The sequence below is a fragment of the Bradyrhizobium semiaridum genome, assembly GCF_020329505.1.
Lineage (GTDB): Bacteria > Pseudomonadota > Alphaproteobacteria > Rhizobiales > Xanthobacteraceae > Bradyrhizobium > Bradyrhizobium semiaridum.
Map to the genome: position 1 here is coordinate 42,213 of NZ_JAGKJJ010000006.1, position 13,828 is coordinate 56,040.

At 60.2% G+C, this 13,828-nt stretch carries 13 protein-coding genes and 1 pseudogene; 5 read left to right on the forward strand and 9 right to left on the reverse strand.

The window, feature by feature from the left end; genetic code table 11:
* Window positions 1-28: 28 nt before the first annotated feature.
* From galE to J6500_RS32170, 9 genes are all read right to left on the reverse strand, one after another.
* Window positions 29-1,012: a UDP-glucose 4-epimerase GalE gene (gene galE / locus J6500_RS09015; RefSeq protein WP_225712347.1), complete on the reverse strand. Its 984-nt coding sequence runs from the start codon at window positions 1,010-1,012 to the stop codon at window positions 29-31.
* Window positions 1,013-1,378: 366 nt separating this feature from the next.
* On the reverse strand, window positions 1,379-1,738 hold the full coding sequence (locus J6500_RS09020; RefSeq protein ID WP_225712348.1) for an MBL fold metallo-hydrolase: 360 nt from the start codon (window positions 1,736-1,738) through the stop codon (window positions 1,379-1,381).
* A gap of 105 nt (window positions 1,739-1,843) precedes the next feature.
* Window positions 1,844-3,463 (reverse strand): alpha-amylase family glycosyl hydrolase, encoded by a 1,620-nt coding sequence (locus tag J6500_RS09025; protein WP_225712349.1) that lies wholly within the window; start codon window positions 3,461-3,463, stop codon window positions 1,844-1,846.
* A gap of 451 nt (window positions 3,464-3,914) precedes the next feature.
* The gene (locus J6500_RS09030; RefSeq protein ID WP_225712626.1) at window positions 3,915-4,376 is read right to left on the reverse strand and encodes a DUF2269 family protein; all 462 of its coding nucleotides are present in this window, start codon (window positions 4,374-4,376) and stop codon (window positions 3,915-3,917) included.
* A complete protein-coding gene (locus J6500_RS09035) occupies window positions 4,376-5,653 on the reverse strand; it encodes an SDR family oxidoreductase (RefSeq protein WP_225712350.1) in 1,278 nt (425 codons plus the stop codon). Before J6500_RS09035 ends, J6500_RS09030 begins: the two co-directional genes overlap by 1 nt.
* A gap of 21 nt (window positions 5,654-5,674) precedes the next feature.
* The gene (locus J6500_RS09040) at window positions 5,675-6,229 is read right to left on the reverse strand and encodes a hypothetical protein (protein WP_225712351.1); all 555 of its coding nucleotides are present in this window, start codon (window positions 6,227-6,229) and stop codon (window positions 5,675-5,677) included.
* 21 nt (window positions 6,230-6,250) lie between these two features.
* Window positions 6,251-6,415 (reverse strand): DUF2934 domain-containing protein, encoded by a 165-nt coding sequence (locus J6500_RS09045; protein ID WP_376707776.1) that lies wholly within the window; start codon window positions 6,413-6,415, stop codon window positions 6,251-6,253.
* Window positions 6,416-6,748: 333 nt separating this feature from the next.
* Entirely contained in the window at window positions 6,749-7,819 is a 1,071-nt protein-coding gene (locus J6500_RS09050) for an ROK family protein (RefSeq protein WP_225712353.1), read from the reverse strand.
* Window positions 7,820-8,207: 388 nt separating this feature from the next.
* On the reverse strand, window positions 8,208-8,435 hold the full coding sequence (locus J6500_RS32170; protein WP_376707777.1) for a DUF6894 family protein: 228 nt from the start codon (window positions 8,433-8,435) through the stop codon (window positions 8,208-8,210).
* A 126-nt stretch (window positions 8,436-8,561) separates the two neighbouring features.
* On the opposite strand from J6500_RS32170, the gene J6500_RS09055 reads away from it, so the two are divergent.
* The 5 genes and pseudogenes from J6500_RS09055 to J6500_RS09070 all read left to right on the forward strand — a co-directional run bounded on the left by J6500_RS09055 (window position 8,562) and on the right by J6500_RS09070 (window position 13,828).
* Complete coding sequence (locus tag J6500_RS09055; protein ID WP_225712354.1) at window positions 8,562-9,275, forward strand: Crp/Fnr family transcriptional regulator; 714 nt, start codon at window positions 8,562-8,564, stop codon at window positions 9,273-9,275.
* 106 nt (window positions 9,276-9,381) lie between these two features.
* A complete protein-coding gene (locus tag J6500_RS32175) occupies window positions 9,382-9,585 on the forward strand; it encodes a hypothetical protein (protein ID WP_376707778.1) in 204 nt (67 codons plus the stop codon).
* Entirely contained in the window at window positions 9,540-9,920 is a 381-nt protein-coding gene (locus J6500_RS32180) for a YihY/virulence factor BrkB family protein (RefSeq protein WP_376707779.1), read from the forward strand. Before J6500_RS32175 ends, J6500_RS32180 begins: the two co-directional genes overlap by 46 nt.
* Before the next feature lie 189 nt (window positions 9,921-10,109).
* A pseudogene (locus tag J6500_RS09065) lies at window positions 10,110-11,060 on the forward strand (sensor histidine kinase); the annotation flags it as partial.
* A 572-nt stretch (window positions 11,061-11,632) separates the two neighbouring features.
* Entirely contained in the window at window positions 11,633-13,828 is a 2,196-nt protein-coding gene (locus J6500_RS09070) for an ATP-binding protein (RefSeq protein ID WP_225712356.1), read from the forward strand.

Here is a 13,828-nt window from a genome sequence, read left to right on the forward strand (position 1 = left end):
AGGGACCCTGCCGCCGGACCACCTGCCGCTATGCGGCTGCGGCGACCAACCTCTTCTCCCATTTGTAGGCATGCTCGATCATGGTCGGCAGATCATTGAACCTCGGCTGCCATCCGAGCTTCATGAGTTGATCGGGATCGGCGACGATCGAGGCGGGATCTCCCGCGCGACGAGGCGCCTCGCGAATTTCGAAGTTGACGCCCGCAACCGTTCTGACCGCATCGGCAACTTCCCTGACCGAATAGCCCCGTCCATAGCCGCAGTTCAGGGTTCGCGATTCACCGCCGCGCCGCAGGTAATCCAGCGCCGCGAGATGCGCACGGGCGAGATCGGAAACGTGCACGTAGTCGCGTACACAGGTGCCATCGGGTGTTGGATAATCGGCGCCGTAAATGTCCAGACATGCGCGGCGGCGGAGCGCCGTCTCAAGCGCCACCTTGATCAGATGGGTGGCACCCGGCATCGACTGACCAAGGCGGCCCGCCGGATCTGCGCCCGTGACGTTGAAGTAGCGCAGCGCCACGTAGCGCAGGCCATAGGCAGCACCTGCATCGGCCAACATCTGCTCCGACATCAGCTTCGACCTGCCGTAAGGCGAGAGCGGCGCCGGATCAGCCGTCTCCCTTACCGGCGTCACCGCTGGGTTGCCATACACGGCCGCGCTCGATGAGAAGATGAAATTCCTGATTTGCCCTTTGATTGCTGTCTGCAGCAGCGCATGGGTCTTGACCGTGTTGGCGAGATAGTAATGGAGCGGATCAATCACCGACTCCGCCACGACGATCCGGGCCGCGAAATGCAGGACGGAATCGATCTGATGGTTCTGCAATATCCGCAGCACGAGTTCCGGATCGCCGATGTCGCCAACATAAAGCGGCACGCTAGACGGCACCGAGGCCCTGCAGCCGGACGACAGATCATCCAATACTACCGGAATCTCGCCCCGATCGAGAAAGGCGAGAACGGTGTGACCGCCAATGAATCCGGCGCCCCCTGTGATCAGGATCGTCATGCCGCATCTCCCTCCCGCTTAAAACTTCCCGCAAACTCATCGCGGCAGGCGCGATAGCGGCGCCGCAGCGGGCGGCTCAGTTGCTCATGACACTGCCTTCGTAGGTCGCTTGTCGATCTGGCAGTTGAGGTAGCCAAGAGGGAGTAGGCGAGCCACCGCCGACGTTGCCGGCGCCTGGTCATCGTATTGTCGGTTGTGACGCGCTCGGGTGCGCTCGATACTTGGCGACCGGAGCGGCAAATCAAATGCCGCTATCCCGCGAAGGTCTTGGAAAATAAGGGTTTTCCGATGGTCACTCTGACTTTACGGAGTCAACTGCGACTCAAATCAGGGAGGCGCACCACCGATCCCGACCTTCGGCACGTACTAGGAATGCGCGATTTCGGTCGGCGGGAGATCGAGGCGAACTGCAACATCCTTCAGATTCGGGCTCGCTGCCGGATAAAATTTCATCACCAGCGGATCATGCCCAGGGACGATGTGGACCACGTCCGGCGCTGAGGCCCGCAGCTTGTCGAATCCTGCCAGCATGTCACCGACATGAAAGGCCGTCGTGAACGGCCGCTCGCTGGTCATGTTCTCGTAGAAATGGCTGACGTCGGAGGTGAGCACGACGGGGCCGCGCCGCGTATTGACGCGGACGAATTGCAGGCCGGCGGAATGTCCGCCGGCGGCATGGGCCGTCAGCCCGGGCGCGATCTCGGCATCGCCGTCGTAGAACAGCACCCGGCGTGCGTAGTTGCCGCGAAAAGCGACAGCTCTGTACGGGTCCTCGCATCGGCCCGCATCGCCGGGACTTTAGCGCCTAGCCGGTCGGCGGCCACCGCGGACTTAACGACGGACTTTGACGATGACTCCTTCGTTCGCCTTCAGGTGGATTGGTCCGGCTACCGTTTCCTGCTTACAGTCCAGCCCGGTCGATAACAATCGGACGCCACAGCCCTTCCACTCCCAAAGACGTGGCTCTCCGGAAATATTGAGACCAACGAGGATTTCCGTATCGTTCATCCGGCGCCCGAACGAGAAGACGTCGTTCTGGGCTCGGCGGGGCAGATACTCTCCCTGCCGCAGGCAAGGCTCCTCCCGGCGCAACGCAATGAGTTCACGGTAGAGGTGCAAGAGCGAATTCCGATCGTCCTTCTGCGCTTTGATATTGCGAGTGCGGTCCCGGCTTAGCGGCAACCAGGCTTCGCCACTCGTAAAGCCACCTCCCTCCGTGTCGTCCCAGCGCAAGGGTGCCCGCTCGGGGTCGCGACCGAGGTCAAAGCCATTCACGAGCTTTTCGAAGGGGTCCCGGACCCGATCCGACGGAATCGGGACCTGCTCCGAGCCGATCTCGTCCCCGGCAAACAAGAACGGTGTCCCCCTGATCGTCATCAGCAGCATCGCAAGAATACGTGCCTGGGCCTGACCCACCTTGCTGGCGACCCGGTGCTTGTCATGTCCGCCGATCACGAAGTTCGGCCAGGCATCTTGCGGAAGTGCATTGAAATAGGCATCGATCGTCGCCTGAAGCGAGATCGCATTCCATTCCGAGTCGAGCAGCGCGAAGTTCAGCGGCAAGTGCAGGCGCGGCTTGCTGTTTCCGTAAAAGTGACCGATCCGACCAGTCTTACCCTGCACCTCGCCGCAGAGTAGCCTTCCGTCATATTGGTCCAGAACTTCCCTGATGTATTCGATGCAGCGCATGGCTTCCGGCCTGTCGTCCGTGAACACAGGCGTCCAGGCCTGAGGGGGTGGAGTCTTATCGTTGGCCTCGGGGTCAGGCGGATTGTCGCGTAGCAGGTCATCCTTGACCAAGACGGCGCTGGCATCGACCCGGAAGCCGTCGACTCCGCGATCGAGCCAGAAGCGCATGGTAGCCGCGATGGCTTCTCGGACCTCGGGGTTTCGCCAGTTGAGGTCCGGCTGGCTCGGAAGAAATGAATGGTAGTAGAACTGCCCGCGCTCCTCGCACCACTCCCAAGCGCTGCCTCCGAACCGGCTGAGCCAGTTGTTCGGCGGTCCACCATTGGCACCGGCTTCCGCCCATAAATACCAATCGGCCTTCGGGTTGTTGCGCGACGCGCGGCTTTCCCCAAACCAAGCGTGCTGATCGGAGGTATGATTGGGAACGAGGTCGAGAATGAGTCGCATGCCCGAATCGTGCAAGGCACGTAGCAGATGATCGAAATCTTCCAGCTTGCCGAAACGGGGATCAACCGAGCAGAACTCTGCAATGTCATAGCCGAAGTCATGATTGGGGCTCTTGTAGATTGGCGTCAGCCATACGGCGCCGATGCCGAGCCAAGTGAGATAATCGATACGCTGCAGAAGGCCGACCAAGTCCCCCTGTCCGTCGCCGTCGCTGTCCTGAAATGACACCACGGCGATTTCGTACACGACCGCATTACGCCACCACGTTTCGTCGGAAACGGATGCGGATTTCCTCGGTGGTGCATTCCTGCTCACGCGGAAAACGGACTCCCTAGATGACTCAAGCGCGGTCCAACCTACGTGTTCGTCAACCTCCGCCGAGAGATGTTTGTTCCTACGACTACCGCGCGGCTGAGCTCTCAAGCTCGTCGGCCCGCGTTCGCTTGCAGTGCACATGAAGCGCTGAATCTTCCGCAACCGCACGCCAGCGACATTTGGAAGGCATGTCCGTTCGGCTGATCAGCGGAGAGTGAGTTATCTGTGTTTCTGAGCCGATAACGCAGGATCCATCAAAGTGAAAACGGCGATAGCTTGGTGGCTTTGTCAGGATTGCACGGACGGCCTAACAGGTATCTCCTCCTAGCCGCTCGACCATACCCGGAGGCCTGCGCCCTATCCCCGGCAACTACTGCAAGCTGGCAGGCGATCGCGAGCGGAGCATCCTGCCAGCTCGGCAATTGCTATTCACGCATCAAAAAATCTGAAGTTAAGGTTTGACTATCATCAGCCAGAGTATAGCGGCGACCGCCATGAACGCTGGAATGCCGAAGGCAAACCACAGCCAGAAGATTCGGTGATATTCGGGAGGCAAAGGCGAGCCTTTTGCCGCTGCGATTGAGGCAAGATCCCTGAGGCGCATTTGCATCCAAACAACGGGTAGCCATAGTGCCCCCGTGACGAGATACAGCACGATCGACCAAACGATCCATCCTTCCCAGAAGGAGTAACCGACGTGCAGCACAAGCAGCGAGCCTGTGACCGGCTGCGCAACGACGGCGGTGGCTGTGAAGATAAAATCCGCAATCACAACAATTCGCGCGACGCCGGCGATGATGGAGGGCTTTCCGCCGAGGTGAGCTGCAAGCATGAAGAATGCAATGCCGGATCCTGTACCAAGCAAGACGGCGGCGCCGACGATATGTAAGTACTTGAGAACGAAGTACAGCATCATCGATCTTCAAGAACAGCTAGCGCTGCGAAATGCAGGACGATAATTGGCCAGATCTTCAGCATCGGCCCTAGAGGATCGGCCCATAGGCGAGGTACAAGTACGGTCCCGATGATTGCATAGGTGAAGGAGATCGCGATGGCCGCATAGAGCCCGTATCGGCTGGTTGGTCGACAGGCAATCGCGAGCCCAATTATCAAGTCGGATAATGCGCCGGCGATCACCGTGAGCCCCGCACTCGTTCCTTCGACGCCGCCCTCGCCCATGAGGCCCATACCGTAGCCCCAGCCCGGCCCCAGTGAGACAAAGGCGGTCGAGATCCAGAACAGAGATAACACGATAAATATCGCTGGTTTAAGCAAGTACATGCGCGCAAACCAACGTTCCTGCACTGAAGCTGGTTCGGAGGCGAAGAACTCCGAAAGGCCTCTTGGACGCAGCCCAAGTCGCTGCATGTCTTCAAGATCGCCGACCGCGCCTCGCCTGATCTCCCGCTCGGCAGTGCTGCGTACGGGAGGCCGCCAGCCCAAAAGCGAAATCATGTCACCGAATTTGTACATCACCCTCGAAGCAAAGTTCGGCAAGCGAATCTCGTGCGCCGAAGGCCAACGGTACCAACGGCGGATCAGCGCAACGACTTCGGGGAAAGAATGGCGATGCGGGCCAACCAGTTCGACAATCGTCCGTGTGGGCGCACCGGGCTCTAGAAAGTAGCGCACCGTTCGCACGACGTCCTCTAGCAGGACGATCTGGAGCTGTCCCGTATTCGGCATCACCGGCAGAGCCGGGAGGGCCGCCAAGCCTCGCATGAGCGCGCTGGCCCCATAGGCCGCCCGACCGATCACGACGGAGGGCCGCAAGATAATCCAGTCAAGGTCACGCCCCATCAGAGCCTTGTCTCCAGATAATTTCGTTTCAGAAAACGCGCTGGGGGTTTGCCGGTCCACGCCGATTGCGGAGAAATGGATGACGCGGCGGATTTGGAGTTGCTCACAGGCGGTAAAAAGATTCGCAATGCCCCGATGATGAACCATTGACGTGGAATCTCTTGGGCTATCTTGGAGTACCCCGGCGCAATTCACTACGGCCTCGACGCCATCGAGATGGGGCAGCCAGTAGGAGGGCGACGCCGCCTGGTTGAGATCTACCGAGATAGCGCCCGGACACCCAATGCCAGCGCTTCTACTCATGGAAACAACCGAATGGCCGCGCGAGGATAATTCGGCCACAATGGCGGATCCCAACAGTCCTGTCCCTCCGATGACGGCAACCTTCATTGATGGTCCTCCGCGTTCGAGCTAAGCTCTCTTCCGCGACCGCAAACCTCGAACGAATTCCTCCATATAGGGCAGGACTTCGAATAGCAGGGCTGCGAATAGGAATGCAGCCACGTAGGTCCAGGGTAATGGCTCTTGCTTCAGGACGAGTTCGTAACGTGCGGGCTCAGATCCCATCCCCCAGAGGCCAAGGAATTGCGGCCAGTGCAAGATAATCACGATAACCATCGCCATGAGGGGCATCAGTTCAAGAAAGCTATGGATCTGCTGCTCGATGGGCGTGATGAGCCGCTTACTGCTGGCGAATGTTGTGTCCCAGAGGGCTGTCAGCTGATGCACAACAAAGCCGGCGATCATAGTCGCGATAATAAGAGCGTTAATCTCCAAAAAGATCGCCGCCAGCAGCGGTATCGCCAATTCGATCAACATCAACAGATGAAGCAGAGTTTCCTTATAACCGCTGGTTATCTCAATCCGCGAAGCGCGATGGCAAAGGTAGTCAGCAAAGCCGGCCAGTAGCCAGAGGGGCAGCACAAAGTACAGCAATACGGTTTCGGCTGCTGCGGAATGAGACATTCGGTCAGCGCTTCTTCTCGTTTACAGGCTGTCTGGAGTGCGGAGGGGAGATGACTTATCCTCGTTTCGCAGCTCCTGCTCCGCCAACTGCCAAAATTCTTCCTCCCTACCTTCGGGTTTGCCGCTCCGCTCCCATATCTCATAGGCGCGCTTTTGGATTTCCTTTTCGGTCGGTTGGGTCACCACGTGCCTCCTTCAGCTGTGTGGAGATCATAGTGAGTGTCGGCAAATCCCGGCCTCTTCAACAGTTGCCGTCGGCCTGCTTTCACACCCGTAGATTTTCCACTCGGCGCCAATCCCTCCTCCGGTGATAAACCCGCGAAGTCAGCGAGGTTCCTCCGTTGAAACCTTACCGTATGGCGGCAAAAAGTCGCCCAGGGGCCGAACGAAATCGCGATGCTGACCGCCGCCTACGCCGACCAAGAACGAAATTCCGGCTGCTTCCTGAGGTGCTGATCTTGGTCGGCTCCAAGACCGAAATTCACACCCGGCCAATCGGCCATCGTTTCAGCCGAGACCTCAGCGTTCGCCTTTGCCATTGCGGTTGGTAAAGCGGGCGTTGCCGAGACCGGTGCCGATCGTCAGTACGCCCCAACGCTTCACGTCTTGCATGAAGGGGACCTCAGAAAGTCCCTGTACGACCCCATCGTTGTGCATGACGACGGAGGTGTCGTTCTCCCCGATCTGCGGGATCGCTTCGACGAGACTTGCGGGCAAATTGAACTTGCTGCTCTCCCAGTTGCCGGGCAAGTTCTGCGCCCCCTTCTCGATCGAGCCGTCGCTCTTGATAACGCCTGGGCATGCGATGCCGATGAATGGCGCGAGCTTGAATCTCTCGTCCTCCGCTTTCGCGATCAGTTCTTTAAGCATCTTGACCAAGCGCTTCACGGCGCTCTCACGCGACGGCTCGTCGTCGGCATGACGCCATAGTTCGAACTTCCACACGCATGCCTTGGAGAGGTCCGACGCCTTCTTGCGCCGCGTTTCCACGACGCCGCACCGAATGTTCGTGCCTCCGACGTCCACGGCAAGGATGGAGTCGTGCGCTTCGAAGATCCAGGATGGAGCGAGATATAGCGCGCCGACAAGGCCGGCGTCGTCCGGGTGAGAATGGATCGGGAGTATCTCGACCTTGAAGTTTTCCGCCTTAAGGAGGATTTCGGCCCGGGCGATGGCGAGTTCGCCGAGTCGGCTGTCCCGAAAACCGCCGCCCACCACGATGCGTTCGGTTTTATCCCAAGCCTTGGCTTTTAGGAACCGCCGCGTTACGCGGGCTAGCTGCTGCGCAAAGTCCTCGATGGCGCTGTGGACGACAACGGAGGCTTCGGGATCGTCGCCGCCAAGGACCGCGTCGAGCTCCTTCTTGCTAATGTCCTCGGAAAGCTCTTTTCCGAAGGGATCTTCGCCAGATTTGCGCAGCGGCTTTCGCCACTTTTCGAGAGTTTCCCGGAAGGCCCCCTTGCTGGCGCGGTCTCCCAGGAATTCGTCCTCATCTTTGAGTTCGAGGTTGAAACTGTCAATCTCGACCCACGGGAGGCGAGAGGCGCCGTGTGAGGCTATGCCGGCGGTCTTGATCGTTTCGTCGGCCATTCTAATCCTTGCAAAAGCCGCAGGCAGCACCTGGACTTCTTGCATTCAACCCGCGCCGACAATTGCGGTTCCTCTCGAGCAGATTTGGTTCCTCTCGAGCAGATTTAATGCCAGAAGCGACCTTGGCCTGGGTGAGTGCCGACGATGCCGCTTGCTGGAAGGCCGGCAAATGCTCGCCGGAAGAAATTGGGATTGTGACCGAGGCGTTCAGCCTAGCTTTAGGACGGATAGGGTTGTCGCCCGTAGCGACCGCTTTGCGCCGGTGGCCCGCAAGGTTATTGAGGTCGCGGACACTGGCCTCCGGGCTGAAGCAAATCACTGAAGGCGCCGTGGCCGGCGTGGACCTTCGATAATGTCGGCCCTCTGCCCGTCGGCTGGACAGAAACGGTCAGTGCCGTTCGGCTAATATGCGGAGGACGCAAACAGGATTTGCCGCCTCGTCGGTTACCTCTAGCCGCCATTCGTGGCCGGGCTTCAGTGCGCCATCGAGATCTCGAAGGAGTTGGCCAGCCGTAAGGATAGCCTCCCCCCAGGCTGCATCCTTTCCGGGAAGGTCTATGCCGGTTTCGTCGGCATGGTGTTGCCCATGCTGAATGTGAAAAAAATAGCGAGGCATTCCAGGCGACAGTTTCGCGGTGAGGGCGCTGATGTCGAGGAATAATTGATGACACCCAAGCTCGTTCCAAGCGTATGCTGGCGGAACCGATAGCTTTGCCCCGCCTCTAATTTCAAGGAATCTCGGATGCCCGTCGAGATGATGATCCGCAAGTTGCGGCTGCACTCCGAACTGCCTAATGAAAATATCGAGGCGTTACGTTCCATCGTGACGCCGGTGAAGAACATGCCAGAGGACTCCGTCATCGTCCGCGAAGGTGACCTCAGCACCCAATGCTGCGTGATCATGAGCGGCTTCGCGTACCGGTCCAAAGTTTCGGAAACCGGCAAGCGGCAGATCCTGTCGTTCCATATTGCGGGCGACATGCCCGATCTCCAGGGCTTGCCCTTGAAGCTGATGGATCACGACCTGACGACGCTCTCGCCAGCGCAGGTCGGCTTCATCAATCATGAGGCGCTTGAACGCGTCCTTGTATCGCGACCGGCCCTCGCGAGGGCGCTCTGGCGGGAGACACTCGTGGACGCCTCTTTGTTCCGGCAATGGATCGTCAACCTCGGCACGCGATCGGCCGCTGGACGCATGGCCTACCTGATCGCGGAATTACGCCAGCGGCTGGGAGCGATGGGATTGGTCGCCAACGAGCAGTTTGATTTTCCGATTACTCAATCGAAGCTGGCCGATGCCCTCGGGCTAAGTGTCGTACACGTCAATCGGGTCCTCCAGACGTTTCGAGCCGAAGGGGTCCTCGATTTGAGGCGAAGTGTTGTCACGCTCGGCGACCTGGAGAAGATCATTGAACTTGGCGGATTTGAAGCCTTGGAGGATGACAGCGCGATGTAGTCCATAGCTTCACCCGCTAGGCTTGGAGACCCGAGAGACGGGCGAAGGAGCTGATAGACCTGGCGCGGGGAATCTTTCGCTGGCGCGCGGCCGCAAGGAGTGAGCGATGGACGTCACCTACTATGTGGCGCGGCCCTTCTTCGTCGGCTTCTTGAACCCGGTCGATCTTCTAGCCCGCATCGCAAGGCGGCCCGCGATGTTCATGGTCGGCGGACTCGCGCTTGCGCTGATCTATCGCTTCGGGCCGAGCCGGGAAGCGCCCCGGTGGCGCTGGATCACCTGGGGCAGCGCGGTCGCGACCGTCTTGTAGCTCGGCTTTTCTCCTCGTTCGCGGGGAACTTCGGCAAGTTCAACGAGACCTACGGCTCGCTCGGCGCCGCGATCGGCTTCATGACCTGGCTCTGGATCTCCGCCATCGTCATCCTGCTAGGAGCCGAGCTGGACGCAGAGATGGAGCACCAGACGGCACGACATGACGACTGGCACGGAGAAGCCGGTGGCGCGCGCGGGGCGAGGATGCGGACACGATGGGCGCGGCGGGCAGCAGCTGGTCGGATGCAAGGCAGCAGACAAGCACCTGTGGCTACCGACGTAAGTATGAAAAGCGATGAAATACGCCAGCCGCTGGTGCTGCGGAATAAATAAGCCTACCGCGGTGCATTTTGGATTCCGGGTCTGCGGACGAAAACACGGCTGGAACAATCGCCTCTCCGAGGAATTGGACCATCTCCCCGCACCGCTCACGACCCGAGGCAGGACTTGTTTGGACATTCGGAGGATGCCGCCATCGGAGAGATCGCCGCGCGGCATGCGGCGGCGCACAACGGCAACGGCAAGGATTCCGAACAGCGGTTCCGCGACCTGCTGCAAGCCCTGCCGGCCGCGATCTACACCACCGACGCTTTTGGCAGAATCACCTTCTTTAACCATGCCTGCATCGAATTCGCCGGCCGCACGCCGAAGATCGGTGAAATGTGGTGCGTGACCTGGAAGCTCTATTGGCCGGACGGGACGCCGCTGCCGCACGAGGAATGCCCGATGGCGGTGGCACTGAAGGAGAACCGGCCCGTCCGCGACGTTGAGGCCGTGGCCGAGCGGCCGGACGGCTCCCGGATCTGCTTCATGCCATACCCGACCCCGCTGCGCGACGGGCGCGGCCGGCTGGTCGGCGCGGTGAACATGCTGGTGGACATCACGGCCCGCAAGCAGGCCGAGGAGCGGATGATGCTCCTTACTGCCGAGGTGGACCATCGATCGAACAACCTCCTCGCGGTGATCCAGGCGATGCTGCGGCTGACCAAGGCAGACAGCGCCGAAGCGTTCCAGGCCGCCTTTCAAGGCCGGATCACTGCGCTCGCGAACGTGCAGCGGCTGTTCTCGGCGTCGCGTTGGACCGGCGCTAGCCTCAGGACCATCGTCGAAGAGGAACTCGGGCCGTACTCGGGCGGTGACCGCCGACGGGTCAGCATCGTCGGCGACGACGTCCGCCTCCCATCCTCGCTGGCGCAGGCCATCGCGGTCGCCATCCATGAGCTTGCGACGAACGCCGCCAAGTACGGTGCGCTCTCGAGCCCGTCGGGACGGATTGAGATCCGATGGGACACCGACCCGCTCGCGCTGCGCTGGTCGGAGAGCGGAGGCCCGCTGGTCAAGAAGCCGACGCGGGAGGGCTTCGGGGTTGGCGCGGTCGATGGCGTCATCCGCACCCTGCAAGGACACATTGCGCGCCACTGGCGCCCGGAGGGCCTGGTTTGCGAATTGTCGTTCGCGGAGATCCCGGCGTAGCGCGGTCTCCAGAGCGGCGGCAGAGGATCTCTAGCCCGCAGGTCTTACCAGCCGTAAACTCGGGTTGTCGGCTGCGACACAGACCTGATTGCGACCGTTCAATATTGACGACACCGCGATCGACGCCTGTTACAGCTGCCAACCGGCGAACCGCTCGGACCGCACGCAATTCTCTCAGAATCATTGACCGAATGTTCGTTCGGATTGTTCGACCTGTCCGCGACTTCCGGGTGCCAATCGTGACCCAGGTTTCAGTTTGCCATCGAGGTCCTGCAGCGGCCGGCCGGCGACAACCGTTGGCTCTCTCCATACAGCATGACAATCCGGCAGGTTTTCGCCAATGTGGTCCGGTTCTGGTTCCATGGCCTAACCTTTCGGCAAGGTTTCAGAATTAACTCATGTGAATCCGTCTGGAACCATCCGCTTCAGGCCAAAACACGCCTTTCCGCAATCTGGAACCAAAACCTACTTGGACAGTTTGTAAGGAATTCCCTTGGGGCCTTGCTGGAAGTGCTCAAAAAGATTTCGCGCTGCAGGTGGGCGCCGGTAGAGCATCCCCGGATCGTATGGGCATGAATGACGCCAACTCGGAATTCCAGCCAGAGGCCATCAGCGCCTCCGACTGGCGCCAAATCGTCCAGAGCGCAACCGACACGGCGATCATCACCACCAATCAGGCCGGGCTGGTGACGAGCTGGAACCAAGGCGCCCACCGGCTGCTCGGCTGGACCGAGGAAGAAATGCTGGGCCGGACGCTCGAGCGCTTGTTCGAAGATGCAAGCCAGATAGAGCGTGAATTCGAGGAAGCCCGCAACCACGGCCTGGGTGGCGGTACTGAGGGTTGGCGACTTAAAAAAGGGGGCGGCCGGCTCTGGGCAGTCGGCGAAATGACCCCAATTCGCGATCGGGACGACGAAATCAAGGGCTTCGTCAAGATCGTCCGCGACCGCACGAGGGCCAAGGCAGCGGAAGAAGAAGCCGCCGCACAACGTCGGGCGCTTGAAATCCTCAACCGAGCAGGGTCCGCGCTCGCGGCAGAGACAGACCTCCACAAGCTGGTGCAGATTGTCACCGATGCCGGCGTCGAGCTGTCGGGCGCCGAGTTTGGCGCGTTCTTTTACAATGTGCTCAATGAGCAGGGCGAAAGCTATATGCTTTACACCTTGGCCGGCGCGCCGATGGAGGCCTTCTCCAAATTCCCAATGCCGCGCAACACCGCGGTGTTCGCGCCCACCTTCAATGGCGAGCATATCGTCCGATCCGACGACATCACCAAAGACCCGCGCTACGGCAAGAACGCGCCTCGCAAAGGCATGCCCGAGAGCCACCTCCCTGTGCGCAGCTATCTGGCCGTGCCGGTCGTCTCACGAAGTGGAGAAGTAATAGGCGGCCTGTTTTTCGGCCATGGCAAGCCAGGCGTGTTCGATGAGCGTTCGGAGAGAGGACTTGCGGGTCTGGCGGCGGAAGCCGCAGTCGCGATCGACAACGCAAGGCTCTCCCAGGCAGCCCAACGGGAAATCACTGAGCGGCGGCGCGCCGAAGAAGCTCTGCGAGAGCTGAATGCTACTCTCGAGCAGCAGGTTGCGGAACGGACGGCTCAGCTCCGGGTCAACGAGGATGCGCTGCGGCAGTCGCAGAAGATGGAGGCGATCGGCCAGCTCACCGGCGGCGTGGCACATGACTTCAACAATCTGCTGCAGGTAATTATCGGCAACCTAGACACCATCCTGCGCAACGTTTCGGACGATGCGCCTCGGTTGAAGCGGGCCGCAAATCAGGCACTCAACGGTGCGCGGCGCGCCGCCGCCCTCACCCAACGTTTGCTAGCTTTCTCGCGGCGTCAGCCGCTCGATCCGAAACCTCTGAACGTGAACTCATTGGTGACTGGCCTCTCGGAGATGGTGCACCGGACTCTCGGCGAAACTGTCGCGGTCGAGACCGTGCTGGCTGCCGGCCTTTGGCAGGTCGAAGCGGACGCCAACGAGCTCGAGGCCGCGATCCTCAATCTGGCCGTGAATGCGAGGGACGCCATGCCGGATGGTGGCCGGCTCACGATCGAGACCGCGAATGCCCACATCGATGAGGCGTACGCGATCAACTACGCCGAGGTGACGCCTGGCCAGTATGTATCCATCTCGATCTCGGACACCGGCAAGGGAATGGACGAGGAGACGATGGGGCGAGCGTTCGAGCCCTTTTACACCACCAAGCCTGTCGGCAAAGGCACGGGTCTCGGCCTCAGCCAAGTCTATGGTTTCGTCAAGCAGTCCGCAGGTCATGTGAAAATCTATTCCGAGGTCGGACAAGGAACGACGGTCAAGATCTATCTTCCGCGACTGATGGCCGCCGCCGACAGCGACAGCGTAACGGCTGAGACCATCCCTGATGGCGACGGAGAAGAGACCATCCTGGTCCTTGAAGACGACGACGACGTCAGGACCTATTCCGTTGAAATCCTGCGGGAGCTTGGCTATCGCGTGGTGGAAGCTCATGACGGACCGTCCGCCCTTCGTCTGCTGGAACGGCAGGGCCGGGTGGACTTGTTGTTTACAGACGTCGTGTTGCCCGGCGGCATGACAGGCGCCCAAGTGGCCGAGCAGGCCCGCGACTTGAAACCTAATTTGAAGGTCTTGTTCACGACGGGCTACGCTCGCAACGCAATTATCCACCAGGGTCGACTAGACAAGGGCGTGCGGTTGATCACCAAGCCGTTCAGTTCAGCTGACTTAGCCACCAGAATTCGAGATGTACTCGATGAGCAGCTTTAA